25 protein-coding genes are annotated in these 24,819 nt (G+C 68.5%); 14 read left to right on the forward strand and 11 right to left on the reverse strand.

Annotation, left to right across the window (positions count from 1 at the left end; all coding sequences use genetic code 11):
• Window positions 1-7: 7 nt before the first annotated feature.
• The 3 genes from ACFV2O_RS32740 to ACFV2O_RS32750 form a co-directional block, all read right to left on the reverse strand.
• A complete protein-coding gene (locus tag ACFV2O_RS32740) occupies window positions 8-1,270 on the reverse strand; it encodes a PucR family transcriptional regulator (RefSeq protein ID WP_379255473.1) in 1,263 nt (420 codons plus the stop codon).
• Between the two features lie 228 nt (window positions 1,271-1,498).
• Complete coding sequence (locus ACFV2O_RS32745) at window positions 1,499-1,627, reverse strand: hypothetical protein (RefSeq protein WP_355078415.1); 129 nt, start codon at window positions 1,625-1,627, stop codon at window positions 1,499-1,501.
• 331 nt (window positions 1,628-1,958) lie between these two features.
• Window positions 1,959-2,756, reverse strand: coding sequence for an SAM-dependent methyltransferase (locus ACFV2O_RS32750; protein ID WP_355078414.1), 798 nt, complete (start codon window positions 2,754-2,756; stop codon window positions 1,959-1,961).
• A 326-nt stretch (window positions 2,757-3,082) separates the two neighbouring features.
• On the opposite strand from ACFV2O_RS32750, the gene ACFV2O_RS32755 reads away from it, so the two are divergent.
• Together ACFV2O_RS32755 and ACFV2O_RS32760 are read left to right on the forward strand one after the other, a co-directional pair.
• The gene (locus tag ACFV2O_RS32755; RefSeq protein ID WP_039797917.1) at window positions 3,083-3,304 is read left to right on the forward strand and encodes a DUF397 domain-containing protein; all 222 of its coding nucleotides are present in this window, start codon (window positions 3,083-3,085) and stop codon (window positions 3,302-3,304) included.
• A gap of 90 nt (window positions 3,305-3,394) precedes the next feature.
• Window positions 3,395-4,282 (forward strand): helix-turn-helix transcriptional regulator, encoded by an 888-nt coding sequence (locus ACFV2O_RS32760; protein WP_355078413.1) that lies wholly within the window; start codon window positions 3,395-3,397, stop codon window positions 4,280-4,282.
• 158 nt (window positions 4,283-4,440) lie between these two features.
• Here ACFV2O_RS32760 and ACFV2O_RS32765 read toward each other — a convergent pair whose 3' ends face one another.
• From ACFV2O_RS32765 to ACFV2O_RS32780, 4 genes are all read right to left on the reverse strand, one after another.
• Window positions 4,441-4,608 carry a hypothetical protein gene (locus ACFV2O_RS32765; RefSeq protein ID WP_245562558.1) on the reverse strand — a complete coding sequence of 56 codons (168 nt, stop codon included), beginning with the start codon at window positions 4,606-4,608 and terminating at the stop codon, window positions 4,441-4,443.
• A 354-nt stretch (window positions 4,609-4,962) separates the two neighbouring features.
• Complete coding sequence (locus ACFV2O_RS32770) at window positions 4,963-5,265, reverse strand: putative quinol monooxygenase (protein ID WP_043690427.1); 303 nt, start codon at window positions 5,263-5,265, stop codon at window positions 4,963-4,965.
• Between the two features lie 64 nt (window positions 5,266-5,329).
• Window positions 5,330-5,989, reverse strand: a complete 660-nt coding sequence (locus ACFV2O_RS32775; protein ID WP_379255475.1) for an SDR family oxidoreductase — start codon at window positions 5,987-5,989, stop codon at window positions 5,330-5,332.
• 34 nt (window positions 5,990-6,023) lie between these two features.
• On the reverse strand, window positions 6,024-6,593 hold the full coding sequence (locus ACFV2O_RS32780) for a DUF2599 domain-containing protein (RefSeq protein WP_379255476.1): 570 nt from the start codon (window positions 6,591-6,593) through the stop codon (window positions 6,024-6,026).
• A gap of 99 nt (window positions 6,594-6,692) precedes the next feature.
• Here ACFV2O_RS32780 and ACFV2O_RS32785 point away from each other — a divergent pair, with 99 nt between their 5' ends.
• Window positions 6,693-7,820: a lipase family protein gene (locus tag ACFV2O_RS32785; protein ID WP_379255478.1), complete on the forward strand. Its 1,128-nt coding sequence runs from the start codon at window positions 6,693-6,695 to the stop codon at window positions 7,818-7,820.
• A gap of 10 nt (window positions 7,821-7,830) precedes the next feature.
• Here ACFV2O_RS32785 and ACFV2O_RS32790 read toward each other — a convergent pair whose 3' ends face one another.
• Window positions 7,831-8,073, reverse strand: coding sequence for a hypothetical protein (locus tag ACFV2O_RS32790; protein ID WP_355078408.1), 243 nt, complete (start codon window positions 8,071-8,073; stop codon window positions 7,831-7,833).
• A 344-nt stretch (window positions 8,074-8,417) separates the two neighbouring features.
• On the opposite strand from ACFV2O_RS32790, the gene ACFV2O_RS32795 reads away from it, so the two are divergent.
• The 7 genes from ACFV2O_RS32795 to ACFV2O_RS32825 all read left to right on the forward strand — a co-directional run bounded on the left by ACFV2O_RS32795 (window position 8,418) and on the right by ACFV2O_RS32825 (window position 16,082).
• Window positions 8,418-9,593 carry a lipase family protein gene (locus tag ACFV2O_RS32795; RefSeq protein WP_355078407.1) on the forward strand — a complete coding sequence of 392 codons (1,176 nt, stop codon included), beginning with the start codon at window positions 8,418-8,420 and terminating at the stop codon, window positions 9,591-9,593.
• Window positions 9,594-9,825: 232 nt separating this feature from the next.
• Entirely contained in the window at window positions 9,826-11,187 is a 1,362-nt protein-coding gene (locus tag ACFV2O_RS32800; RefSeq protein WP_379255480.1) for a lipase family protein, read from the forward strand.
• Window positions 11,188-11,374: 187 nt separating this feature from the next.
• On the forward strand, window positions 11,375-12,439 hold the full coding sequence (locus ACFV2O_RS32805; protein WP_379255482.1) for a fused (3R)-hydroxyacyl-ACP dehydratase subunits HadA/HadB: 1,065 nt from the start codon (window positions 11,375-11,377) through the stop codon (window positions 12,437-12,439).
• 300 nt (window positions 12,440-12,739) lie between these two features.
• A complete protein-coding gene (locus ACFV2O_RS32810) occupies window positions 12,740-13,684 on the forward strand; it encodes a helix-turn-helix transcriptional regulator (protein WP_356968212.1) in 945 nt (314 codons plus the stop codon).
• 85 nt (window positions 13,685-13,769) lie between these two features.
• Complete coding sequence (locus ACFV2O_RS32815; RefSeq protein ID WP_356968210.1) at window positions 13,770-14,720, forward strand: helix-turn-helix transcriptional regulator; 951 nt, start codon at window positions 13,770-13,772, stop codon at window positions 14,718-14,720.
• 139 nt (window positions 14,721-14,859) lie between these two features.
• Window positions 14,860-15,519, forward strand: coding sequence for a TetR/AcrR family transcriptional regulator (locus ACFV2O_RS32820; RefSeq protein ID WP_379255484.1), 660 nt, complete (start codon window positions 14,860-14,862; stop codon window positions 15,517-15,519).
• On the forward strand, window positions 15,501-16,082 hold the full coding sequence (locus tag ACFV2O_RS32825; protein WP_379255486.1) for a hypothetical protein: 582 nt from the start codon (window positions 15,501-15,503) through the stop codon (window positions 16,080-16,082). The genes ACFV2O_RS32820 and ACFV2O_RS32825 overlap by 19 nt, the downstream gene beginning before the upstream one ends.
• A gap of 215 nt (window positions 16,083-16,297) precedes the next feature.
• Here ACFV2O_RS32825 and ACFV2O_RS32830 read toward each other — a convergent pair whose 3' ends face one another.
• Window positions 16,298-17,848: an acyl-CoA carboxylase subunit beta gene (locus ACFV2O_RS32830; RefSeq protein WP_355078400.1), complete on the reverse strand. Its 1,551-nt coding sequence runs from the start codon at window positions 17,846-17,848 to the stop codon at window positions 16,298-16,300.
• A 530-nt stretch (window positions 17,849-18,378) separates the two neighbouring features.
• Here ACFV2O_RS32830 and ACFV2O_RS32835 point away from each other — a divergent pair.
• From ACFV2O_RS32835 to ACFV2O_RS32850, 4 genes are read left to right on the forward strand one after another with little or no spacing between them, the layout of a single operon-like run.
• On the forward strand, window positions 18,379-19,356 hold the full coding sequence (locus ACFV2O_RS32835; RefSeq protein WP_379255488.1) for a transcriptional regulator: 978 nt from the start codon (window positions 18,379-18,381) through the stop codon (window positions 19,354-19,356).
• Between the two features lie 57 nt (window positions 19,357-19,413).
• Window positions 19,414-20,364 carry an acyl-ACP desaturase gene (locus ACFV2O_RS32840; RefSeq protein ID WP_379255489.1) on the forward strand — a complete coding sequence of 317 codons (951 nt, stop codon included), beginning with the start codon at window positions 19,414-19,416 and terminating at the stop codon, window positions 20,362-20,364.
• A gap of 8 nt (window positions 20,365-20,372) precedes the next feature.
• Window positions 20,373-21,389 (forward strand): alpha/beta hydrolase family protein, encoded by a 1,017-nt coding sequence (locus ACFV2O_RS32845; RefSeq protein ID WP_355078397.1) that lies wholly within the window; start codon window positions 20,373-20,375, stop codon window positions 21,387-21,389.
• 40 nt (window positions 21,390-21,429) lie between these two features.
• The gene (locus tag ACFV2O_RS32850) at window positions 21,430-22,464 is read left to right on the forward strand and encodes an LLM class flavin-dependent oxidoreductase (protein ID WP_379255490.1); all 1,035 of its coding nucleotides are present in this window, start codon (window positions 21,430-21,432) and stop codon (window positions 22,462-22,464) included.
• Window positions 22,465-22,479: 15 nt separating this feature from the next.
• Here the strand turns inward: ACFV2O_RS32850 and ACFV2O_RS32855 are convergent, their stop codons facing one another.
• Together ACFV2O_RS32855 and ACFV2O_RS32860 are read right to left on the reverse strand one after the other, a co-directional pair.
• Entirely contained in the window at window positions 22,480-23,517 is a 1,038-nt protein-coding gene (locus tag ACFV2O_RS32855) for a fused (3R)-hydroxyacyl-ACP dehydratase subunits HadA/HadB (protein WP_355078395.1), read from the reverse strand.
• Between the two features lie 44 nt (window positions 23,518-23,561).
• Window positions 23,562-24,167: a YdcF family protein gene (locus tag ACFV2O_RS32860; protein ID WP_379255491.1), complete on the reverse strand. Its 606-nt coding sequence runs from the start codon at window positions 24,165-24,167 to the stop codon at window positions 23,562-23,564.
• Between the last annotated feature and the right edge of the window lie 652 nt (window positions 24,168-24,819).

The raw sequence follows: 24,819 nt of genomic DNA on the forward strand, positions 1-24,819 counted from the left end.
GCGGACGTCACAGGCGACGGGCGACGCTGCGGTCCAGATCCCGGGCCAGCAGGGCGATCGCCGCCTGTGAGATGCCCGCCGAGGTCGCCAGGTCGATCGAGGTGAGCTGGGCGATGCGGCGCAGGCGGTAGTCGACGGTGTTCGGGTGCACGAAGAGCTGGCGCGCGGTGAGCTGCCGGTTCATGTCGTTGCCCAGGTAGGCGCGCATGGTGTCGAAAAGCTCGGGATGGGCGTCGAGCGGGTCGAGGATGGTCGCGATCCGGCGCGTGGCCGGGCCGCTGCGGGTGAGCTGATACTCCACCGCCAGATCCGACATCTGGTAGAGACCGGGCGGCCGGACGCCGACGCGCACGAGATTGAGCAGCTCGTGTGCCTGATCGGCCGATTCGGGGATCTGATCGGTGTCGGTCGGCACCACGGCCGCGGTGAGCGGGACCTCGGCGGCGACGGCGAGCAGCTCGAGCGTGGCGGCCGTGAGGACGGTCTCGGCCTCGTCGCCCGACGGGATGAGCAGTGTGCCGCCCTTGGCGCTGAGCAGCGCGAGCGCGCGGGAGGCGAACACGGTGGCCAGCTCGGACTGTAGCCGTCGCAGTTTCCGGCGCGCCGCGACGTTCCCGTCGACGCGCGGATCGCGCTCGTCCGGATGCTCCGGAATCGACAGGGCGACAACCTGATACGCCTCCGCGATCGGAATACCCGTCTGGCGGGCCAGAGCCGAGCTGCCGCGCCCGCTCAGCAGCGCCGAGGCGAGCGTCTGCGCCGCCGTCTGATGCTCCTTGGCGACCAGGTGCTGTTCGTCGACGTAGGCATCGGACACCGCCGCGGTGATCGCCTCGAGCAGTTCGAGGAGCAGATCGGCGGCGACCAGCACCTCCTCGACGTCGTCGGCCTCGGCGGGCGCGGTGACCAGACCGAAGGCGATGCGCAATCCTTCGTGGTAGGCGCGCAGGATGGTGCTCAACGGCACTCCCTCGCGCGCCCAGCGGGCGGCGGCCGCGCGCACCGGGCCGAGTTGCTCCTCGTCCGGCACGGTGCGCCGGTCGAACATCTCGGCGGCGAGGTTCAGGCAGCTGCGGGTGAGTTTCGTGACGTCACCGCGGATCTGCTCGCCGGGCAGGGTGCGGCAGGGCGCCATGACGTTCTCGAAATATCCGACCATGTGCGAGGCCACGCTGTCGGTGTTCTGCAAAGGCACCGAAGCCGGCTGTCCACCGATTTCCAGCACCGGGTCGGACGAGTCGGCGGACAGATCCAACGCGGAGTAGGTCATGACGAGTTCGCTCCCCAATGCCACGTCGGGCGTGCGAGAAATCGCGCCCGAGTCGATCGATCACTATACGAAAGGGCTGTGTGGACCGGGAGTGATCTGTGAGATCGCTCGGGATCGCTCCGCATTCCATAGTGACCCGATGACGGACGCGCAGCACGCGGCTCGGATTACGGTGCTGGAGCAGGGTTTACGAAGCGGCGAGGCATTCGCGCGCCGGGGTGTGGCCTGTTATTCGTCGTCCAGCCCGGCTGACAGATACGCGGCTGCCGCCAGCCACTGCCTGCACTGCGGACCGTGGACCTCGTGGGCGTAGAGGATGTCGCGGGCCTGCCGGTAGGTGAGGCCGCGGGGCTCCACACTGCAATCCGTCGCGGCGAACTCGGGCGCAGGGTACTGACGGAAGGGCTCGGCGCCGGCGCCATCGATGACGGCAACCCGGGGGGAAGTTCGAAATGGCTCGATCATTCGACTACCCCTCGCGTCCGACGTGCGGCGGGGAGGCCGACGTACTGGTAGCGCAGACTCGAACTCCCTGCGTACCTCCCCGATTTCGAGTTCGAGTCTATTCCTCCGTCGCTTGCAAATGCAAGTACATCTGCACGATCGGTCAGAGAAAAAAACCGGCGGCGGCCGCCGGTGGTGACCGGCGACCGCCGCTGTGCCGCTTGCGGTTTGGCGTTCAGGGGCCTTACGGCTTGCGCGCGACAGCGCCGTAGGCGGAGATCGGACGGGACTCGCCCACCTCCGTGGCGCCCGAGCGCCACTGCGTGATGGACACGAAGCCCGGCTCGACCAACTCCAGGCCGTCGAAGACGGCCTTGATCTGAGCCTGCGGGCGGGGGACATAAGGAGTGCCACCGGTGCCGGTGTAGTTCTCGCACAAGGTGACATACGCCTTGCTGTCGTCGGTGCCGTCCCACATCACCAGGTAGCTGCCCGACGGCACGGCGTCCAGCACGGTGCGCACGATGCGCAGCAACTCGTCGTAGGTCTTGGCGTGGCCGAGCACGCCCATGAACATCACGGCGATGGGCTCGTTGAAGTTCAGGACGTGCTTGGCGTCGGTGATGATCCGCTCGGGATCGTGGTAGTCGGCGTCGATGTAGGTGGTGACGCCCTCCGGCGTGGTGGAAGTGAGCAGCGCCCGCGCGTGCGTGAGCACCAGCGGATCGTTGTCCACGTACACGATCCGGGACTCCGGCGCGACGCTCTGGGCGACCTCGTGGGTGTTCTGCATGGTGGGCAGGCCGGTCCCGATGTCGAGGAACTGGCGGATGCCCTGCTCCCCGGCGAGGTAGCGCACCGCGCGGATGAGGAACTGGCGCGACTGCACCGCCATGGTGGTGATGTCCGGATCCACCTCGATCCCGGCATCGCCTGCGATGCGGTCGATCTCGTAGTAGTCCTTGCCGCCCATCCAGTAGTTCCAGATGCGCGCGGAGTGGGGTATGTCGGTTCGGATGAGGGGGCTGTGGTCTTCGGTCATGGGGTTGTACTCCTAGGCAGAAACGGGTCCGCGGCACTGCCGTGCAGGTGGGTGCGTGGGGTTGTCGCGAATGACTGGTACATCCGATGTGCACTGTGACAGTACAAGATTCGCGCGCGTCCAGAGGGGTGGATCGGGGAGCTGATCTCGGTGTTTCCGGGTCGAGGTGATCGTGTTTCAGATCTGTCGCCCGATGACGCCGATCCGCGGGCGCACAGAGGGCGAACTTCGTGCTATCGTCCGGTGTCGGTGCAGATGCAAGAACGTTTGAACGTGCATCTGCACGAACCGAATCGCCTGACTGCGGTAACGGAGGAGTGGGGAAGATGTCGGATACATCCACCAACGAGATCATCGGAACTTGGCGAAAGAGTTCCTTCAGTAATCCGAGCGGCAACTGCGTCGAGGTGGCCGAAACGGCCAACGGCCAGGTGGCAGTACGTAACTCGCGGGACCCGGAAGGTGGGGTCTTGATCTACACGCGTCCGGAGATCGACGCGTTCGTCCGCGGCGCGAAGGCCGGGGAGTTCGACTATTTGACTAGCTGAGCGGTAACATTAGCGGTCGGTGCGGTGTGTCTCGCGACAGGTGGTTGTGACACACTGTGGGCAACCCCCGGAGTATCGGAGACGAACTCGATGATCGCTGAACCCGATGACGATGGTCATGTGCAATCCGTTGTCGCGGAACGTGGTCCGACCGTGCTACGCATCGCATTGGGCGGCCAGCTGCGCAAGCTTCGGGAGAAGAAGGGCATCACCCGGGAAGCGGCGGGTGATGCGATCCGGGGATCGCACGCCAAGATCAGTCGTCTCGAGTTGGGCCGTACCGGCTTCAAAGAACGCGACATCCGCGACCTGCTGACCCTTTACGGCGTTCACGATGCCGAGGAGCGCGAGTCGTTCCTCGAGTTGGCCAGGCAGGCCAACGAGCCCGGCTGGTGGCATCGCTACAGCGACCTGCTGCCGCAGTGGTTCGGCACCTACCTCGGCCTGGAACAGGCCGCGAGCAAGATCCGCACCTACGAGTCGCATCTTGTTCCCGGACTGCTGCAAACGCCCGAATACGCCCGGGCGGTCGTATCGCTCGGGTACGAGGACGCCGACACGGATCGGCGGGTCGCGGTGCGTCAGCGCAGGCAGGAAATCCTCTTCCGCTCGGACCCGCCGGTGGTGTGGGCGGTGCTCGACGAGGCCGCGTTGGTGCGGCCCGTCGGTGGCGCGCAGGTGCATCGAGAGCAGATGCTGCATCTGGTCCGGCTGGCGAAGCTGCCCAATGTGACGATCCAGGTGCTGCCGTTCACCGCGGGGGAGCACGCAGCGGCGGGCAGTTCCTTCAGCATTCTGCGTTTCGCCGAGGCCGAACTGCCGGACATCGTGTATCTCGAACAGTTGACCAGCGCGTTGTATCTCGAGCGGCGGCAAGACCTGGCGTTGTACCTGTCGGTGATGGACCGCCTCAGTGTGCAGGCCGAGCGCCCGGACAAGTCGATCGCGATCATGGAGAAGTATGCCGAAGGGCGCTGAGGCCACGCGGTAGTCTCGGCGCCGCCGAAGACCCGATACGCCGAGCGGCCACCTCCCAGATCGGAGGTGGCCGCTCGGTTTTTCTTTGCTGTCCAATCGCTCGGCGGTGGTAGCCGCCGAAAATTTCGTTATCCGCCGGGCTCGGACGGCGGGACGATCTACTGCTTGATGAAGCTGGAGGCGATTCGCCAGAATGTAGCGGGCTGCAATGCCTCGAGATCCCAGTCGTCGGCCATCGCGTGCGCGGTGGTGACGATGCGGTCGATATCGAAATCGTGCCGAGTCGCCGCCCCGGTGGATTCGACGGCATCGATCACGTATGCCACGGCGGTTTCTCGGGAAAATACGGTATCGGTGTGGCCGCTGTGGGCCGATAATGTGCTCATATGTCTACCGTTCGCCGGCTGGTCGGCCAGTGCGGTGTCGGCTGATCCGAACCGGCCGCCGGTAAGTGGATGTTCCATTCGAATGCCCCTGTTTCTGGCGGCAGCAAACCCATGGCGGCTTCGGCCTTCGGCTCGCCCACGCGGCCTCCCCTGATGGTCCCCTGTAAAGCGTTGCGGGACCGAGTTTATGCCGCCGTACCTTTCAGATGCAAGCACATCTGCACGATCGATTGCACGTGCGCACTGCGTATTTCGCGGCCGGAAGTTTGCGGAAACGGTGCCCGACGCGAAATTTCAGTCGCGGCCGAATAGGACGTCCGTGCTGTAATCGATCTGTGTACCCGGCTCGACGAATTGGTCCGCCGCGGCCCGCCAAGCAAGAAAATGTTCGGTGAAACGGTGTGCTTCCGCCGCCTCGTCGTCGGTGTAGAGCTGATAGAGAAAGAATCGGTGGGGGTCCACCCGATCTGCGCAGATGTCGAAGCGCAGACAGCCGGGCTCGGTCCGGACGGAGGCGTCGGCGCTGCGGGATATGGCTGCCAGGAACTCGGCGCGGGAGCCGGGGCGGATCTTCATCGAGACGATTCGACTGAACACGGTTGTTCTCCCATCGTGACCGTTGCGGTCGATCGGCAAGGGCGGTAGCGGGGTGCGCGACAGCTCAATCGGTCAGATGTGCAATTGCCTGGCTAATCGGAGTGTCACCCGAGACGAGTTCGAGGGTCAGCCCGTATGCGGGCGCGGCGGGCAGCAGTCCGGCCAGTACGGCCGCCACATCGGCGCGCGGGACCTCGCTGCGCCCGACCGGGGCCGGCGCGAGAGTCACCAGACCGGTGCCGGGGGAGTCGGTCAGGCGGCCGGGGCGCACAATGGTCCAGTCGAGATCTCTCTCGCGCAAATCGTCTTCGGCCTTGGTCTTCGCGTCGATGTACGCCGCCCACACGTCGTCGGAACCGGGAGCGACCGGCCGCCCCGCGCCCATCGTGGAGATCTGCAGGAAGCGGCGCACTCCGGTGCGCTCGGCGGTCTCGGCCAGCCGGACGGAGCCGCCCAGGTCGACGGTGTATTTCCGGTCCACGCCGCTGCCCTGCCCGGCGCCGGCGGCGAAAACCGCCGCGTCGCCGCCTTTTACGACATCCGCCACCTCGTCTGTGCCCGCCTTCTCCAGATCGCACAGCACCGGTTCTGCGCCGGTGGCGCGTACGTCGGCGGCGTGCTCGGGGTCGCGGATCAGGGCGGCGACCTCGTGGCCGTTCGCGGTGAGCAATGGGGCCAGCAGCAATGCGATCTTCCCGTGTCCGCCTGCGATGACGACGCGCATGGATCGCTCCTTCCGGTCGGGGCGGCGCCCGCGCTCAGCGCTCGGGGCCGCCGGGATTACAGCGCGCTTCGACGGTGGCCTGGTAGCCCACCGCCGGGCGCCACGGTTCCAGGTTCCAGCTCGGCTTGTCCGGCTGGACCAGCCGGGCCCACGCCCAGTGGCAGACGAACTGATCGCGCATGCCCGGTGCGTCCGCGTCCGCCGACTCGGCCACGACCTCCTGCCACGCCCGTTCGTCCGAGCCGGGAAAGGTGGTCCGCCGACCGGCCTGCGTCGGGAAGACGAGCAGCCGGGGTCCGTCGATCGCTTCGGTCCAGGCGACGTGATCGATCAGCGGCTGTCCCGCGTAGGGGTCGACGGACGGCACGGCGGCCGGCGGTATCGATATCGGCGCGGTCGGCACGGTCGTGGTCGTGGTGCCTGCGGTCGTGGTCGTGTCCGCCGAAGGATCGGGCGAATCGTTTCCACAGGCGATCGGCAGAGGCAGCAGCCCCGCCGCGAGCAGTACGGCGGCGCGGCGCCGGGTGACGAGGCGATACGGGTACCGCTGCGCCACGGTCGAGCCTCCTGTGTTCTCCTCGGCACCGGTTTCCGGCGTGCTCATCCGAGCCTAGCGAGCCCGGGCGGTCCCGGCGAGGTCGCCCGGCCGGGCCACCGATTGTGGTGGCTTGCCGGTGCGGCCGCGGCTGGGGATAGTCGGCCGGTGCGGTGTGGACGGTTCATGGTGGGGGCGGCGGGCGTCGTGGTCTCGGTGACGGTCGCGTTGGCCGGGCCCGCGGACGCCGGGGTGGACGAGGCGCCCGGCACCGTGACGGACCTGGCGGAACTGGCGGACCGTCTGCACGTGGCAGGGGCGACGACCGCCGAACGGCTGACGTATCGGTCGCGTGGCCCGCGCGGGCCCATGCTGAGCACCGGAGTGCTGTATCTCCCCGAAGGCGCTCCGCCGCAAGGGGGTTGGCCGATCGTCGCCTACGCGCACGGCACTTCCGGGATCGCCGACGAGTGCGCGTTCACGCTGCGACCCCGGGACTACTACCTGACGTCGGTGTACCCGGATCTGCTGCGCGCGGGCTATGCGGTGGTGATCTCCGACTACGTCGGACTCGGCACCCCCGGCGTGCATCCCTATCTGGACGGTCCCGCCCAGGCCCGCAGCATCATCGACGGCGTGCGCGCGGCACGGGCGGTCGCCCCTTCGCTCGGTACCCGCTGGGCGGTGTTCGGTCAGTCGCAGGGCGGGCACGCGGCGCTGTTCACCGCCCATCTCGCGCCCGGCGACGCGCCGGAACTCGATCTGCGCGGCGCGGCCGCGACCGGCGCGCCGTCGAATCTGGACGTGGTGTTCCCGCTGGCGGGGCCTTGGCTGCCGCGGCTGCCGCTGCAGAAGACGACGACCTATTTCGGCATGCTGCTGGCCGGGTTGCGCGCCAGTGCGCCGGAGCTGGACATCGACGGCTACCTGACCCCGGTGGGCCGGGACGTCCTGCGCATCGTGGAAGCGGACTGCGCCGCCGAGGCGGACGCGCAGGTGTCCGGTATCGGCATCGGGGCCATGCTGTCGCGGCCATTGGACGACCCCGCGCTGCTGGCCGCGGTGCGCGCGATGTTGAAGGTGCCGACGAGCGGCTACTCGGTGCCGTTGTACCTCGGTCAGGGGCTGACGGATCTGGAGGTGCCCGCGCCGCTGACGCTCGAGCTGATCGCCGAGCTGCGCTGCGCGGGCACCGATCTGCGGGTGGACTGGTATCCCGGCGATCATCTCGGCGCGGCGCGCGAGGCGTTTCCCGACGCGCTCGACTTCCTGCGTGGCGTGCTCGATCGGCCCTGAGCCCGCTCACTCAGCGCCAGAGCGAATGACACGGTAGCCTGCGCAGGCCGGGACGGACCTGGCCGTCGACGGTGACGGTGAGCCCGGCGTGTGCGGCGGCCGAGGTGAACTCCCACGCCTCGGTTTTGGTGGCCGCGTATTCGAGGACCAGCGCGTCCTCGGGAGTGGGCCCGTCGAAGTAGACGGTGATACGCCGGGTCGGCGGTTCTCGGGTGTCGTCGCGGTCAGCGAGTCTGCGCACAGTGCCGTCCATGCCACCGTCTCCTTCCGGCCTGCGCGGCAGCCGCGCCGGTAGGACTGACGGTAAAGGGCCGCCACTGCTGAGAACATGTTGCAGGTTATCGGCTGGAAATGTCACAGAACGGACGTGGCGTCGTGGGGTACAGTCACCAGCCGGGGCGCATCGCGGGCACAGCCAGGGCGACCCAAACTTGTGAATTGTCAACATGATCGCGTCGGGCGGTACCCAGCGCGGGTGATGTTGCCGAGGATGAGCACAGCGTCGGACGATTCAGGAGGCACACGTCGATGAGTCAGCGCCCACGTTCGTTGGGTAGGGGAGTGGGGCGAAGACGTCTCGCACGTGCGATCGGAGCGATGGCCGCGGGGCTGGTGCTGATCGCGAGCATGGCCGGCGCGGCGACCAGCGCGCCGCTGTATCCCGAACCCGATCCGGATCCCTTCTACGCGACGCCCGCGGACATCGCCGACCGCAAGCCCGGCGACGTGATCGCGACCAGGGTGATGCCGCCGCTGGCGATCTTCCCGGAGACCACGGTGACCGTGATCCGGTTCCGGTCGACGAGTTCGGAGGGGAAACCGATCGCGGCGACCACCACGGTGCTGACGCCGAAGGCGCATCGCGCGGACGGTCCGCTGCTGTCGTTCCAGCACATCATCAACGGGCTCGGCTCGGAGTGCTCCGTCTCCCGGGTGCTCTACACCGGTGACCCGAACCTCGTCGTGCGGGAAGCGCCCGGCTGGAACGTGCTGCTGGCGCGCGGCTGGAGCGTCGCGCTGCCCGACCACCTCGGCCCGAATTTCGCCTACGGCGCCGCGAAGCTCGGCGGGCAGATCACGCTCGACGGGATCCGCGCCGTCAAGCAGGTCAACGAACTCGGGGTGCAGCGCAGCCCGGTGGCGATGGTCGGATACTCCGGCGGCGGGATGGCCACCGCGTGGGCCGCGGCTCTGCAGCCGAAGTACGCGCCGGAACTCGACATCGCGGGCGCGGCCATGGGCGGCGTGCCGATGAATCTGGTGAAGATGCTCGAGGGGCTTGGGCTCAACCCGCACCCGGTGTTCGGTCTGGCGTTCGCCGCCGGGTTCGGGCTGGAACGGGAGTACCCGACTCGCTTCCCGCTGAGCGACCAGCTGAACGAACGTGGTCTGGCCGCTCGCGCGCAGATCGCCAACAGCTGCACCAATGACATCCTCTCGACGGGGGCGGGTCACGGTGCGCTGGACTTCGCCAAGACGACCTCGATGATCACCGACAACACCGCGCGCGCCGTGGTCGAGGAGAACAGCCTCGAACTCTACGACGGCGTGCCGAAGACGCCGGTGTTCGAATGGCATTCGCCGATCGACGGCCTCATCCCGATCGACGCGGTGGTCAACACCGACAAGCGATGGTGTTCGGCGGGCGCCAGGGTGCAGACCGAGGAGATCCCGGTGCCGGACCATTTGACCGCGGCGGTGCTCGGTATTCCCGCGGCACTGAACTGGCTGGACGCTCGTTTCCGAGGGGAGCCGGCGCCGAGCAATTGCTGAGCGACGATACGAGAACGGCCGAGCCGGGACCCACTCTCCGGAAAGGGTCTCGGCCGGTTGTTGCGATATGGATACGCGACAACACAACTCGGACGCTTTACTGCGTCCAGTCCAGGGCGCTGACGTAGCCTGACGTCCTGGCTCCCGGTCTGACAGGGGACATTTCGGGGGTCGAAGGCCAGTGCGCCCGGGTGCCAGACGACGTTGCCGTTCGCACCCGAAGGCGTGTGCCATGAAGATTTCGCGTGCCATTGCTGTGGCATTGCTCGCCGCCAGCTCGGTCCTGGCCGTCCCCGCCGCCGCAGAGCCGCCGCCGGGCGGGTTGCTGCCCGCGCTACAACAACTCATCGATCAGGTGATCCCGCCGCCGCCGATCGCGCCGCTGCCGGAGCCGATTTCGCCTGCGCACGAGGCGACTACGCTGTCGCCGTCGCTGGCCGCGCTGCGCTCGGCCACGCTGCCCTCCGCCGTCGGCGACCCGATGTTCGACCTACGGCCCGCGAATCTCGATGAATCGGCCGAGGGACAGGTCATCGAGGTCCGCGACGTGCGCGCGACGGCCGCGCCGTTGCTGCTGCTGCCGATCCAGCGTGCGCTGCTGGTGAAGTACCGTACGACGGACGCGCACGGCGCACCGTCGTACGCCACGGCGACGCTGATCGTTCCCGCCGCACCGTGGCCAGGGCCCGGTCAGCGGCCGGTGGTGGTGAACAACCTGCCCATCGATGCCCTCGGCCGCACCTGCACGCCGGGATACACCCTCGCGCACGGGCTCAACCCCGACACCAGCACCACCGACTTCCTGCCGCCTACGACGCATCTGGCGGCGCTGCGCGGGTACGCCGTGCTGATCCCCGACCACGAGGGCCCTTCGATGGCCTACGCCGAACCCATCGTGGCCGGGCACGCCGTGCTCGACTCGATCCGGGCGGTGCGCGGGCTGCTGCCGGAGGAGTTCGGCGCCGCGAAGTTCGGACTGGCGGGATATTCCGGCGGCGCGATCGCGACGCACGGGGCGGTGAAGCTGATCGACGGCTACGCACCGGAATTGGCGGACGTGATCGTCGGCGCGGCGCTGGGCGGCGTGCCCGCCGACTTCGAGATCCTGGCCCGCAGCATGAACGGCAACCTCGCCTCGGCGATATTCATGGGTGCCGTGTTCGGCATCGGCCGCGAGCGGCCGGAGATCCTGGCCGGGATGAACAATCTCGCCCAATGGGTGGCGACCTCGCCGGTGAAGAACATGTGCGGCAGCAGCTTCGGAGCGATCGGCGTGCTGATGCTGCCGATCGACATCGCCGCGAATTTCCCCGATCCGCTGCATTCGGCGCTGGCCGCGGACATCTATCGGGTGACGAAGATGGCCGGGATGCGGTCGGCGACTCCGCTCTACGTCTACAACGGCGAGCAGGAGTTCTGGATCCCGGCCGAGGGCGCGCGCGATCTCTATCTGGAGCAGTGCGGACTCGGCGTGCCCGCGGTGTACCGCAGTGTGCTTGGTGAGCACATCATCGCCGGTGCGCTCGGTTATCCGGAAGCCATGATCTGGCTGGACGACAGGCTGCGGGGAGTGCCTGCGCCCGACGAGTGCTGACCGTGTGACGGCGCTCGGGGGAATCCGGTAACGCGGTGTGCCCGCGATGGCGATCAAGACTGTGTCCCCCTTCGGCCCTTCGGTTGGTATGCCCAGATCTGGCGATGGCGCTCCTGCGGCGTCGTCGCGACTTCGGTACGGTGGGCCGGGCCGGTCGGGGGTGACGGCGGATTCCCGAGAGAGGCACATGAACGACATCACGACCACCGCGTCCGAACAAGCCAAGGCACTGGTGGGGCGGCAATATCGCCTGACCGACTCATACGAGGTGGGGCGCGAGAAAATCCGGGAGTTCGCGCGAGCGCTGCAGGACGGCCATCCCGCCCACCGGTACGAAGACGCCGCGGCGGAACTCGGCTTCGACGGGCTCGTCGCGCCGATGACGTTTTCGTCGATCGTGCTCATGTTGATGCAGCGCAAGATGTTCGAGTCCGTGCTCACCGGGTACGACCTCGGCCAGGTGCTGCAGACGGAACAGACGATCCGGGTGCACCGGCCGATCGTCGCGGGCGACCAGGTGCGGTGCGAATCCTACATCGAGTCGTTCCGGCAGTTCGGTGACAAGGACTTCATGGTCACCAGGAACGTGCTGAGCAACCAGCACAAGGAAGTGTTGCAGACCGCGCACACCACGGCGGTGGCGCAGACCGGGGTTGACCTCGCCGCCGATCTGCGCGCGGCGGTCGAGGGCGTGATCATGACCGGGCAGTCGGCCGCCGACCGTGAGAACGCGGCGGCCGGGCGCGGGTCCGGCGACGACGGCGGGCTGGTCGAGAGCTTCGAAGAGGCGTTGCAAGCGGACACCCCCGACGAGCCGCGCACGCCCCGCACCGTCCCCGCTTTCGAGGACCTGTCCGTCGGCATGGAACTGGCCCCGCGAACAGTGCTGCTGTCTCGTGGTGATCTGGTGAATTACGCAGGCGTCTCCGGTGATTCGAACCCGATCCACTTCAGCGACGTGGTCGCGCGCAGCGCCGGACTGCCCGACGTGGTGTCGCACGGACTGCTGACCATGGGCATCGGCGCCGGGTATCTCACCTCGTGGCTCGGTGATCCGGCCGCCGTCACGCGGTACGGGGTGCGGTTCGCCGGGTTCGCCCCGGTTCCGGCGACCAGGGCGAGCGCGATCGAATTCCGCGGTCGGGTCAAGCAATTGGACCCACAGCGCCGCGCGGCCACCATAGCCTTGACCGCGACCTGCGGTGACCGCAAGCTGTTCGGTCGCGCGACGGCGGACGTAGTGCTGCGCTGAACCGAGCGGCCCGCCGTCACCGGATTCGGCGGCGGGCGCCGGGCCGTGCGGTCATCGCTTCGGTGCGCGGTCGCGCAGCGGAACTACTCGGCCGCAATGGTTTTCGGTATCGCCGCGCGCCCCGCGGCCCACTCGTCGCTTTGCCTTCCGTAGTTCGTCTGCTGCCGGACCGATGGTCGGCGAGCAGCCATCCCGGCGATCTTGAAATTGATCTTGCGGATGTGCTTACACCTGCGCATACGCTGCCGTTCGTGGGGTTCGGTGCTGGAGTGCGGGCACCGCACATGCGAGACTCGGTACATGCGTGCTTCGGTAGTGCGGCCTCAGAACGAATCCATCGCTCGTGGAACGGCTCCCGCCGCCGAGGGCGGCCCGACCGCCCTACGGATGATCCTCGGCGGGCGGATGCGTCGGCTGCGTGAGGCGTGCGGCATCTCACTGGAGGAAGCGGGCGAGGCGATCCGTGGCTCGCACTCGAAGATCAGCCGCTTGGAACTGGGGCGTACCGGCTTCCGGGAGCGGGATCTGGTGGACCTGCTCGCGCTGTACGGCGTCACCGACGAGGAGGAGTGCGCGGAGTTCAAGCGGCTGGCCAAGCAGGCGAACACCTCGGGATGGTGGCATCACGACGCCGACTGGCTGCCGAAGTGGTTCGACACCTATCTCGGGCTGGAGCACGCCGCCCAGTTGATCCGCTGCTACGAGCCGCGGGTCGTTCCGGAACTGCTGCAGACCCCCGAGTACGCCCGCGCGCTGTTCGTGCTCGCGCATCCGCACGAGGACGAGGAGTCGATCGAGCGGCGCGTGGCCCTGCGCATGCGCCGCCAGGAGATCCTGACCAGGCCGGACCCACCCCAGATGTGGCTGATCGTCGAGGAAGCGGCGCTGCGGCGCAGAATCGGAGGATCGCAGGTGTGGTTGGCCCAGCTCGACCACCTGCTGCGGGTCGCGGACGCGCCGAACATCACCGTGCAGGTGCTCGCCGATCACGTCGGCGGCCCCGCGGTCTCCGACGGCGCGTTCACCATGCTGCGTTTCGCCGAGTCGGATCTGCCGGACATCGTGTACCTCCAGCAACTCACCGGCGCGCTGTATCTGGACAAGGATGCCGATCTCGCGGCTTACCGGGCGGTGGCGAATCTGCTGTCGGTGCACGCCGCGCCCCCCGAGTACACCCGCGACCTCATCGCGGCCTTGCGCGAGCGTGAGCCGCAGATCGTCGAGCTGCCGTCCGGCCCGGCCTGACCGGCCCGGTGGAACCACGAATGCGCGGCGGTACAGGGACTTTCGGCCGTAGATAACGACTGGGACAACATGGCAGACTCGGGGCATGCGTCCTTCGAACGTACGACAGGCGGCCGATGCGGCGGGGTTCGGCGCTCAGCCGGTGTCCGGAGGCGGGCCGACGGTGCTGCGGATGGTTCTAGGCGGCAGGCTGCGTCGCCTGCGCGAGGACCGGAAGATCACCAGGGAGGCGGCGGGTGAGGCCATTCGCGGGTCGCATTCGAAGATCAGTCGGCTGGAGCTCGGGCGCACCGGCTGCCGGGAACGCGATCTGGTCGACCTGCTCGACTTCTACGAGGTGACCGACCCCGCGGAACGGGATCGATACCTGGAACTGGCCAGGCAGGCCAATGCGTCGGGCTGGTGGGCGCGAGACAACGACTGGTTGCCGAAGTGGTTCGACACTTACCTCGGGCTGGAACAGGCGGCCCGGCTGATCCGCTGCTACGAGCCGCGGGCGGTCCCCGAACTGCTGCAGACCCCGGAGTACGCCCGCGCGCTGCTCACACTGTCGCATCCGGGCGAGCCGCAGGACGCGATCGAACGCCGGGTCGCGCTGCGCATGCGCAGGCAGGAAATCCTCGCCGGCCCGCACCCGCCGCAGGTGTGGATGCTCATCGAGGAGGCCGCGCTGCGCCGCAGGATCGGCGGCTCGACCGTCTGGCGCGCGCAGCTGGACCGCGTGCTGCACGCGGCGGCGCGGCCGAACGTCACGATCCAGATCCTGGCCGATCACGTGGGCGGCCCCGCGCTCACCGACGGCGCGTTCACCGTCTTGCGCTTCGCCGAGGCCGATCTGCCCGACATCGTCTATCTCCAGCAGCTGACCAGCGCGCTGTATCTGGACAAGATCGCCGACCTGGACGTGTACTACACGGTGCTGAACCAACTTTCGCTGCTGGCCCCCTCACCGGAGCATTCCGGCCAGCTGCTCCAGATCTTGCGCGACGGCATTCCGCCGACCGTCGACGAACCGGTGGACAACCCGAGAAGCTGACCGGCCGCCGGCCGCCCTCCCGACGTCTTCCCGGGCGATTCAGCGCGCCCGAATCGGGCATCTTCTCTGCGAGGTGATGCGCATGCCGGGCAAGAGCAAAGTATTGTCCCATTGGGACAATAGGGGTATGCTCAGGTGCATGAGCGACGACGGTGTCGGTCTGGACGGCCGTCGGCTGCGCACTCGGCGCAGCCGTGAAGCGCTGTCGCGCGCGGCGTTCGACCTGCTCACCGAGCGGGGGCTCGACGCGGTGGCCGTCGAGGACATCGCGCTGCGGGCCGGTGTCACCCGGCGCACGTTCAGCAGGCACTTCGCGTCCATCGAAGAGGCGATTCTCGGCGATGTCGACCAGGATGTGCACCTGTTCAACGAAGCCCTGAGCCACCGTCCCCTTTCCGAGTCGCCCCTGATCGCCTACCGCGGCGCCGTCCACGACTGGCTCGCCACCGAGTACGGCGGGGCCCGTGCGTCGCTGCTGGCCCGCCGCTGGGCGCTGTTCCAGCGCTTCGAGGACGAACCGGAACTGTTCGCCGGCTATCAGCGCATCCGCATCGACGGGCAACGCGAGTCCGTCCGGATCATCGCGGCACGGCTCGGCGTGGATCCGCAGACCGATCCGCGTCCGGCCGTCGCCGTCGGCGCCGGTGCGGGCATGCTGCTCGCGGCGCTACAGAGTTGGGCGGCGGGCCCTGATCCGATGGGCCTGCCCGGCCTCGTCGAAGAGTTCTTCGACACCCTCGTCACCCTCACCGCCGAAATTCGCAACGAGGAGTCACCGTCATGCCTACCGGGTCGGTGAACATGTACCGCCGGACGTGCCGCCGCGTCGGCTTGGATCGCAATCCGCTGCGCCGCAGTGAAGATCGTGTGCAGACCGGTGTCGCGGTGCTGCTGGCCCTGGTGTTCCTGATAGTCGTGCCCATACTCGCGCTGACCGTCGGCGGCCGGGTGTACCGCGTCGAGACGGCCGCGGTGCGGGCCGAGACGGCACGCTTGCATCGAGTCGACGCCACCGTGATCGAAACCGGGAAGGCGCCGCTGTACGCGCCGGTGGTGCCCGCGCGTGTGTCCTGGAAGGATGCCGAGGGCGTGGCCCACACCGGCGACTATCAGTCGACCACGGTGGTCGAGCCGGGTTCCACCGTGCCGATCTGGCTGAACGAACGCGGCGCGATCGTGGAGCCGCCGTCGTCGACCCAGCCCGCCAGCAAGGCGGTGATGCTGACCGCCGGTGCGGTGTTCGGCGTTTCGATCGTGCTCGTCGGCAGCTATCTGCTGCTGCGCCGCGGTCTCGATCGTCGGCGGCTGCGCAGGTGGGAGACCGAGTGGGTGGCGGCCGATCTCACCTGGGGGCACGGCTGAGCCTTGGTGCGGCGTGCCCGCCGGGCGAGGGTAGGGAACAGGCGCAGCGGGCACGTCGCGTGCCGCGCCGCTACGCGGCGAACGAAGCGGGCCCGGCACTGACCTGAGATTAAGGCATCGGCGTGCCGGACGGCCCGGTTCGCCGCTGATCGCCGGAGATCCCACCACATAGACCCGGTTATGTTGTGACACAGCATAACCGGGTCCGGTGCGCCTCAGACCGGAAAAAGACTGTGCTTGCGGGGGTTGGGCTCGGCGCTCGCCTCTTTCTCGCGCAGCAGACGCAGCGCCCGGCGGATCTCCAGTCTCGTCTGCGAAGGCTCGATCACCGCATCGATGTAGCCGCGCTCGGCGGCGATCCACGGCGTGGCCACCGTCGTGTTGTACTGCTCGATCATGGCGTCGCGCACGGCCGCGCGGTCCTCAGGGGCCACCTGGGCGAGCTGCCGTTTGCCGACGATGCTCACCGCGCTCTCCGCACCCATCACGGCGATGCGCGCGGTCGGCCAGGCCAGGCTGACGTCGGAGCCGAGTTGCTTGCAGCCCATCACGGCGTAGCCTCCGCCGTAGGCCTTGCGGACCACGACGGTCACGATCGGGACGGTCGCCTCGATCACCGCGCGGAAGAACCGTCCGCCGCGCTTGATCACTCCGCTGCGCTCTTCCTCCACGCCGGGCAGCACGCCGGGGGTGTCCACGACGAAGATCAGCGGCAGCCCGAAGACATTGCACAGCCGGATGAAGTGCGTCGCCTTGTCCGAGCACTTGGCGTCGATCGCGCCGCCGAGGACCAGCGGCTGATTCGCGATCACCCCGACGCTGCGCCCGTCCACCCTGGCGAAGCCGGTGATCAGGTTCTGCGCGGTCGCCGCGCTGATCTCGTGGAAGTCGCCGTCGTCGAACAGGCGCAGCAAGATCTCGTGCATGTCGTAGCCCTGCCGATCGGAGTCGGGAACGATCGAGTCCAGCTCCAGATCGTGCGGCGTGACCTGCGGCTCCAGGCCCGGATTGACGACCGGGCCCGGCTCGAGGCAACTCGACGGCAGGTAGCCCAAATAGGTCCTGGCCCAGTCGAAAGCGTCCTGCTCGGTGGCGGCGACATGGTGGACGGTGCCGTTGGCCGCCTGCGCCTGCGCGCCACCCAGTTCCTCCATGGTCACCTCCTCGCCGGTGACCTCCTTGATCACCTCGGGGCCGGTGACGAACATGTAGGACTTCTCGGTCGCGATCAGGATGTCGGTGTTGACCGGTGCGTAGACCGACCCGGCCGCGCATTTGCCCAGCATGATCGACACTTGCGGGACGAAGCCCGACAGTCGTTCCTGGCGACGGCTCATCAGCGCGTACCAGGCCAGCGAGGTGACCGCGTCCTGGATGCGGGCGCCGCCGGAGTCGTTGATCGCGACGACCGGGCAGGCGTTCCTGGTGGCGAAATCCAGCGCCGCGGCGACCTTGCGGCCGAACATCTCGCCGACGGAGCCTCCGAAGACCGTCTGATCGTGGGCGATCACCACGACGGGCCTGCCGTCGATCCGCCCGCGGCCGGTGACCACGCCGTCGCCGTACATGGCTCCCGGGGTGCCCGGCTGGCGCACCAGCGCGCCGGTCTCCACGAAACTCCCCGGGTCGAGTAGCGCGCGCACTCGCTCCCGCGCGCTGGGAATGCCCTTGGTCTTGCGCTTCGCGATGCCGTTTTCGCCTGCGGGCTCTTCGGCCAGTTCCAGAATCCCCCGCAGCTCGTCCAGCTTGTCTCGCGTACCGCTCATATGTGTTGTCGCCCTTCAAAACTCGTCGCGACGCCGTACGGCAGCGCGGCGCTCGATGCTATCGGCGATGCGATCTGCTGCACAGCGGTTCGGATGATCTGATGGAACAGCTCACAGGTTTGCCTTTCGATGCCTCGGTTCATAGCACGCGACCCCCCGGCTCACGGCGACGACACGGACTGTGTGACGTCCCAATCGTGGCCGTGGGTCGCGATGAACCGTCCCCAGAGCGCCGGAGGGGACTACTCAGGGCGGTGCCCACGGATCTAGGGTGATCTCGACGCAGCGCCGGAAATGCGCGGACGGCGCTGCGTCACACTCCGGAAATCGGTGCGCCCGCGAAGACATCGGGCCGGATCCGAAAATAGCGGTGCCGCAGCGGTTCTGCCTGTGCGGGACGCGGGCTGCGCGAAATTCCAGCGAAAGTTGTGATTGCGCCCAACGGGTCGGGCGGCCGCTGATGACTTACCCGATGCGGCGGAACATATCTCGATTCCATCACGATCCGACGCTAACCTTCGGGAGGCATGATGGGCAGGCAGTCGAGACCGAGTACCGAGACGTTGACATCGAAACTCGTCGCACACCTGGCCGGGCGTTCCGGCCGCGACGCGTCCGGCGATGTGGCGACGACCGCACGGAATTGTCTGGCGGCCGCTGTCGAACTACTGGCTCCGCGTCCGGCGCCCGCGGCGGTCCGGCCACCGGAGATCGCCGGTTTCGCCTCGCGCTGGGCGCGGGAGGGCATCACACTGGAAACGGTGCTCGGCGCATATCACGACGAAATCCGTAGCGGCCTGGAATTCCTCGCCGACGAGGTCGCCGACGAGCGAACCGATCATTTTCTCGCGGGTGCGCTATTGGCCGTCCACGTACTGGAGATGGTGACCGTGGCGGCGTCGACCGCTTATGTCGACGAGCACCGCGCGGTCGCGCGGGAACATCAGACCGCGGCTCAGACGCTGGTCTCCGCGCTGCTGGGCGGGCACGCGGTCGGCGAGCTCGCCAGGGCGACGGGCATTCCGATCGCCCGGTCGTATCAGGTCGTCGCGCTGGGCATTCCGGCGCATCCGGACGAGCGAAGACCCGGCACGGGCACGGACGCGGCCCGGCGCAAACTCCGTCGCGTGCAGGCCGCGCTGGCCGGTCCGCTCGGCTCACGGGCCTTGTCGGTGCTGTCCGCCGCGGGCGGCACGGTGCTGGTGCCGCTCGACGACGTGCCCGCCCGCACCGGAACATTCACCATGACCGACGACGTGCTGGCCATCGTCGGTGAGGCCGCCGAGGTCCCGTTGACGGCCACGGTGGCCACCGGCCGCACCGCGCGCATCCCGGAACTGGCCGGTCGCGCCCACGATCTGCTGGACCGGCTGCGGGCGGCGGGCGGGCCGCCGGGGCTGTATCGGGTGGCCGACGCGGGCGATGCCCCGGCTTGTGAACTGCCCCAGCCGGGCCATATGGCCATCGTCACCTCGCCCAACGATCGCGTGATCGGCCGTTCTGCCTGATATTTCGCCGCTATCGTCGACTGTGCCCTGATCTCGAGGGTGAGCAAAGGAGTTCGAGTGACCACCGCGTTGACCGATCGCGATATTCTGCGCGAACTGGAGCCCACCGCCGAACGCCTGCTCAACGACCATCTGCGCAAGGCGAAATCCTGGAATCCGCACGATTACGTGCCGTGGGACGACGGCCGCAATTTCGCCGCCCTCGGCGGAATCGATTGGGAGCCGGGTCAATCCGCGCTTTCCGAGGTCGCGCAGACCGCGATGATCACCAATCTGCTCACCGAGGACAATCTGCCGTCGTATCACCGGGAGATCTCGGAGTCGTTCTCGCTGGACGGGGTGTGGGGTACCTGGGTGGGCCGGTGGACCGCCGAAGAGAACCGCCACGCCATCGTGATGCGCGACTATCTGGTCGTGACCCGCGCGGTCGATCCGGTGCTGCTGGAGCAGGCGCGGATGGCGCATATGACCACAGGTTTCGCCACACCCGGCGAAGAGGAGCGGTTGCTCCATTCGGTCGCTTACGTCACGTTGCAGGAGCTCGCGACCAGGATCAGCCACCGCAATACGGGAGCGGCCTGCGAGGAACCGATCGCCGAGCGTATGCTGCAGCGAGTTGCCGCCGACGAGAACCTGCACATGATCTTCTACCGGAACATCAGCGCCGCGGCCCTCGACCTGGTGCCGAACGAAGCGCTGCGCGCCATCACCAGCGTGGTCACCCGATTCCAGATGCCTGGGCTGACCCAGCCGAATTTCCGGCGCAACGCCGTGCTGCTGGCCAAGCACGGCATCTACGACTTGCGTCAGCATCTCGATGTGGTGGTGCGTCCGGTGCTGCGCGCGTGGCACGTCTTCGAACGCGACGATCTGACCGGCGACGGCGAACGAGCCCGCGAGGAGCTGCACGCCTACCTCGAAGACCTGGAGATCCGGGCGCGCCGGTTCGAGGAACAGCGCGAACGCGCCGCGGCCAGAGAAGCGGAACGGGCCGCCGCAGCCGGATGAGCCCACGTATGCCGATCACCGCGGTGGCGATGGCCCTCATCGCCACCGCTGCCGCTGCGCCCGTACTCGCCGATCCGGTGCCGCAGACCCCGCCGCCCGCCGTCGACCCCGCCATGACGCGCACCGGGCTGCTCTCGATCGAGGACCTGGGCGGGGGGCACGAACGGCTGTCGATAGCCTCGGCGGCGATGCGCCGGATCATCACCGTCGACATCCTGCGCGGCAGCGGCGCGGCGCCGCGCCCGGTGCTGTACCTACTCGACGGCGTCGACGGCGATGCCACGTCCGCATGGCTGACCAAGGGCGCAGCAGCCGAGTTCTTCGCGGGCAAGCCGGTGGACGTGGTGCTGCCCGGCGGCGGCACCGGCAGCATGTACAGCGACTGGGTCCGGCAGGACGCCGCACTCGGACTCAACCGCTGGGAGACGTTCCTCACCACCGAGCTCCCGCCCATCGTGGAGTCGCTGCTGCGCACCGACGGGCGTCGCGCCATCGCCGGGGTGTCGATGGGCGCGCAGGCGGCGATGATGCTCGCCCAGCGCCATCCGGGCTGGTATCGCGCCGTCGCCGGGATGAGCGGGTGCTACTCCACCGCCGACCCGCTGGGGCACGCGGTGACCACCATCACGGTCGCCTCGCGCGGCGGCAACGTGAACAATCTCTGGGGCCCGCCGACCTCACCGGAGTGGGCCGCGCACGACAGCCTGCTACACGCGGAGAACCTGCGCGACACCGCCGTTTACCTCTCGGCGGCCACCGGGCTGCCGACGGGAGCCGATCTGGTGTCGGTCGCGAACTCCCCGTCGGTCGCGGAAGCGCTGCAAACCGCAGGCGGCGGTGCTGCGCTGGAAGCGGGTGCCCGGGCCTGCACCGAGCGGTTCGCCGACCGCCTGTCCCAGCTGAACATCCCCGCCACCCTGGAGTACACCGCGGCGGGCATGCACACCTGGCCGGACTTCCAGGCGCAGCTGCCGAAGGCGTGGCGGGTGCTGGCGCAGGCGCTGGGGCTGCCCACGCCGTCGTGAATCGGCGGAATGAGCGCGGCGCGCTCGCGTTGACACCGATATGACCTCGGCGCTTTCCACTGTCCGGTTCTCCGTTCTCGATCGCTCGCGCGTCCGGCGCGGTCAGAGCCATCCGGCCGCGTTACGGGAGACCGTCGAGTTCGCCCGGCTCGCCGAACGGTGGGGCTATCACCGTTTCTGGGTGTCGGAGCACCACAGTGTGCCCGGCGTGGCGGGCTCGGCGCCGACCGTGCTCGCGGCCGCAGCGGCGGGAGCGACCGAGCGGATCCGGATCGGCACGGGCGGTGTGATGCTGCCCAACCACCAGCCGCTGGTGGTCGCCGAGCAGTTCGGCGTGCTGGAATCGCTCTACCCGGGACGCATCGACATGGGTCTCGGCCGCTCGGTCGGGTTCACCGACGGCGTGCGGCGAGCGCTGGGGCACGACAAGCGCGACGCGGAGGACTTCGACGCCCAGCTCGCCGAGCTGCTGGGGTACTTCGCCGAGGGCAGACAGGGGGTGCACGCGTGGCCCGCCGAAGGGCTGCGTATCCCGGCGTTCCTGCTGGCCACCGGGTCCGGCGCCGAGCGGGCCGCCCGCTTCGGGCTGCCGCTGGTCATCGCCGCGGTCGGCGGGGAGGACCGCATGGTGGAGGCTATCGAGCGCTATCGTGCCCTGTTCCGCCCCGCCGCGGTGGGCGCGGCGCCTTATGTCGTGGTCTCCGCCTCGACAGTGATCGCCGACAGCACTGCCGAAGCGCATCGGCTGCTGCTGCCGGAGGCGTGGTCCGGCGCATACGCGCGCACCCATGGCGAGTTCCCGCCCCTGATACCGCCCGTGGAAATCGAGGCGCGCACCATGACCGATCGGGAGCGCCGGATCTTCGACGAGGGGTTGCGCGGCCACCTGTACGGAACCGAGGACGAGGTCGCCGGCCGACTGGAGCGGCTGGTGGGCAGGACGGGCGCCGACGAAATCCTCGTACACACCAGCACCTACGATCGCGACGCGCGGCTGGATTCGCACCGCCGCCTGGCGTCGCTCGTCGGCCTGTCGCGCGTGGCTGTCCGCGATCGGGCCGGTACGGCGGCCTGATCAGCCGGTGCTCGCCTACGGGAAGCGCACTTCGGCGGCGGCATAGCCGAACAGTCTGCGTCCCTCGGCGCGCGCGTCGACCGCGATGGTCGCCCGCCGCCTGCGCGGGTCGATGGAGGTGACCCGGCCGCGGAATTGGATCACGCCGGTGCCGACCGGTGGTATGCGCAGGTGCTGCGCGTTGTGCGCGAACTGCACACGAAACCGGGTGAGAGCCGCGGGGTCGCCGAGCCAGGAGCTCAAGAACGAGGTGGCCAGACCCAGTTTGAGCATGCCAGGAGCGACCACGGTCGGCAGGCCGCTGGCGACCGCGACCCTTTCGTCGAACAGCACCGGATTGGATTCGCCCGTCACCCCGGCGTAGTTGACCAGGTCGCCACGGGACAGGCGCATGGTGCGAAGGGGCAGTTCGGCGCCCACCGACAGGTCGGCGAAAGCGACGCGCGGACGCGGTATCCGGCGCAGCGGCGTCGGCGCGAGGTGATCCGCCGCGGCCGGGACGACGGCGCTGCCTCGAGCCGGTGCGTCCGGGGAGCGATGGCCCATGGCGACCTTGCGTACGGCGTCGGCCAACCACGGATCGCGACCGCCCACCCGGGCGAGCAATGCGCTGGAGCCGGTCTGCACCACGGTGCCGTGCTGGTCGATGAGCACGCTCTTGATCGCGAGGACGTCGTAATCGCCGAAGTGCCGGAACGATTCGAAATAGACGTCGCAGGTCAGGCGATCGCCCGCCAGCAACGGCCTGCCGAAGTCGAAAACTTGGTCCGCGTGCAGGATCCGGGTCGGGTCGTAGCCGGTGATCAGCGTGTCCAGAATTTCGCGGTGCACTCTGGTGAGGATTATCGAGCTGAATGTGGCGGGCGCGATGAGCCCGGGAAAGCCGAGTTCGGCCGCGGCGTCCTCGCTCCGATGCGCGGGATGGGAATCCTGGACGGCGCGGGCGAATTCCCGGATCTTTTCCCGTTCCACCTCATAGCGGAGAGTGGAACGGTAACGATGGTCGATGAGTGATCTGGCCTGATCGGCCGGATTCACCGCGGTCTCGTTCATGGTTGCTCCTGTATCGCGAAATGGTGGACGACGGCGCGCTCTCGTCACGAGAGCGGACCGAACCGCCAGACCAGGGGCGGCATCTGCTCGGGAGTCACGGTGCCGACGACGTCCACCCCCGCGTCGTGGAAGGTGCCCACCGCGCGGTCGAGGTGGTCGGCCGAGGTGATCAACACGACGTCGCGCGCGCCGATCGCGCGCATGATCGTCGCCGAGCGTTCGGCGTTCTGCACGGTCGTGGCCGCCTCCGGTTCCAGATGGATGCGCGCCGCGGGTACGCCGCGAGCGATCAGCCAGTCCGCCATCGCCCTTGCCTCGGTGACACCGTTGTGCGCGTTGCCGCCGGTCACGATGACCGGCGAGAAGGGAGCCAGCAACGCCTGCAGGTATCCGGCGTGCAGGCGGTCGACCAACTCCGGGCGCATGGCGCCGTCGGGCAGCAGCCCGTAGCCGAGCACGACGATGGCGGTCACCGGTCCGCGCGGTGTGGGCATGGGCGCGGGGACCGGCGCCTGTGGTCCGGCGGTCACGGATCCCCAGTCGGCGGAGCCCGAGCCCTCCGCCGCGGCGGAGGGGAGATGGGTCGCGGCGGCGGCGACGGCGACCACGCCCAGCAAGGTGCGGGCGAGACGAACCACGATGGCGGACATGGAATCTCCAAGCGGTTAGCCACCGATGGCCACCGATGGCTGGGGTGCAGCGTCCGTCCATGATGCGGCCGCAGGCCGTTGCGGAACCGTAATCGTCTGGTGATCTGGACAATTCACCGTTCGCGAGCCGCTCGCTTGTGCCCGACGACCTCGTCGGCGAATTCCGGGAGTGGTCTTCTTCGCCTTCTTTGTGCCGCTTCCCTAGCCGCGTCGAGCACGTTCGTGAGGTCTCCAGACCCGGCCGTGGCGGGTGGGCGGGTCGTGTTCGCCAGTTCTAGCGTTGATCCGGCTTCGGTGCCGTCGATCGGCGTGAACGGCCATCGAATGACCTGTTTCCGTCGAGCGCGTGGCTCGTGCCCTGACTCGCCCGCGGGCTCGACGGAAGCACCGACCGCCACGCGTTTCGCTCGCCGGACGGGATCTCTCGACCCGCCTCTGTCCGGCGCGCACGTCCCCGGCGCGCGGCGGTGTGCCCACCGAGCGGATCCTCGCACCCTCCGCTCGGTGGGCATCGGGGCGTGCCGGTCCCGGCCGACCACGCTCGGCGGCTGCCGTGCCGAGTCTCCGCCGTCATGGCCATTCGTGTCCGAGATGTATCGATTCGATCGGCTCGAATTACTTTTGTTCAGGTGAACAAAACTGCGCTGCCATA

Origin of the sequence: Nocardia sp. NPDC059691 (assembly GCF_042733915.1) — a bacterium.
GTDB classification, from domain to species: domain Bacteria; phylum Actinomycetota; class Actinomycetes; order Mycobacteriales; family Mycobacteriaceae; genus Nocardia; species Nocardia sichangensis.

Coding starts and splice junctions, on each gene's coding strand:
- ACFV2O_RS32755 (WP_039797917.1), top strand. CDS start 3,083: ATGTCGGATACATCCACCAACGAGATCATCGGAACTTGGCGAAAGAGT.
- ACFV2O_RS32835 (WP_379255488.1), top strand. CDS start 18,379: ATGGGCAGGCAGTCGAGACCGAGTACCGAGACGTTGACATCGAAACTC.
- ACFV2O_RS32780 (WP_379255476.1), bottom strand. CDS start 6,593: ATGAGCACGCCGGAAACCGGTGCCGAGGAGAACACAGGAGGCTCGACC.
- ACFV2O_RS32855 (WP_355078395.1), bottom strand. CDS start 23,517: ATGAACGAGACCGCGGTGAATCCGGCCGATCAGGCCAGATCACTCATC.
- ACFV2O_RS32775 (WP_379255475.1), bottom strand. CDS start 5,989: ATGCGCGTCGTCATCGCAGGCGGACACGGGAAGATCGCATTGCTGCTG.
- ACFV2O_RS32795 (WP_355078407.1), top strand. CDS start 8,418: ATGGCCGCGGGGCTGGTGCTGATCGCGAGCATGGCCGGCGCGGCGACC.
- ACFV2O_RS32810 (WP_356968212.1), top strand. CDS start 12,740: ATGCGTGCTTCGGTAGTGCGGCCTCAGAACGAATCCATCGCTCGTGGA.
- ACFV2O_RS32805 (WP_379255482.1), top strand. CDS start 11,375: ATGAACGACATCACGACCACCGCGTCCGAACAAGCCAAGGCACTGGTG.
- ACFV2O_RS32860 (WP_379255491.1), bottom strand. CDS start 24,167: ATGTCCGCCATCGTGGTTCGTCTCGCCCGCACCTTGCTGGGCGTGGTC.
- ACFV2O_RS32800 (WP_379255480.1), top strand. CDS start 9,826: ATGAAGATTTCGCGTGCCATTGCTGTGGCATTGCTCGCCGCCAGCTCG.
- ACFV2O_RS32760 (WP_355078413.1), top strand. CDS start 3,395: ATGATCGCTGAACCCGATGACGATGGTCATGTGCAATCCGTTGTCGCG.
- ACFV2O_RS32845 (WP_355078397.1), top strand. CDS start 20,373: ATGCCGATCACCGCGGTGGCGATGGCCCTCATCGCCACCGCTGCCGCT.
- ACFV2O_RS32825 (WP_379255486.1), top strand. CDS start 15,501: ATGCCTACCGGGTCGGTGAACATGTACCGCCGGACGTGCCGCCGCGTC.
- ACFV2O_RS32850 (WP_379255490.1), top strand. CDS start 21,430: ATGACCTCGGCGCTTTCCACTGTCCGGTTCTCCGTTCTCGATCGCTCG.
- ACFV2O_RS32815 (WP_356968210.1), top strand. CDS start 13,770: ATGCGTCCTTCGAACGTACGACAGGCGGCCGATGCGGCGGGGTTCGGC.
- ACFV2O_RS32740 (WP_379255473.1), bottom strand. CDS start 1,270: ATGACCTACTCCGCGTTGGATCTGTCCGCCGACTCGTCCGACCCGGTG.
- ACFV2O_RS32750 (WP_355078414.1), bottom strand. CDS start 2,756: ATGACCGAAGACCACAGCCCCCTCATCCGAACCGACATACCCCACTCC.
- ACFV2O_RS32790 (WP_355078408.1), bottom strand. CDS start 8,073: ATGGACGGCACTGTGCGCAGACTCGCTGACCGCGACGACACCCGAGAA.
- ACFV2O_RS32830 (WP_355078400.1), bottom strand. CDS start 17,848: ATGAGCGGTACGCGAGACAAGCTGGACGAGCTGCGGGGGATTCTGGAA.
- ACFV2O_RS32820 (WP_379255484.1), top strand. CDS start 14,860: ATGAGCGACGACGGTGTCGGTCTGGACGGCCGTCGGCTGCGCACTCGG.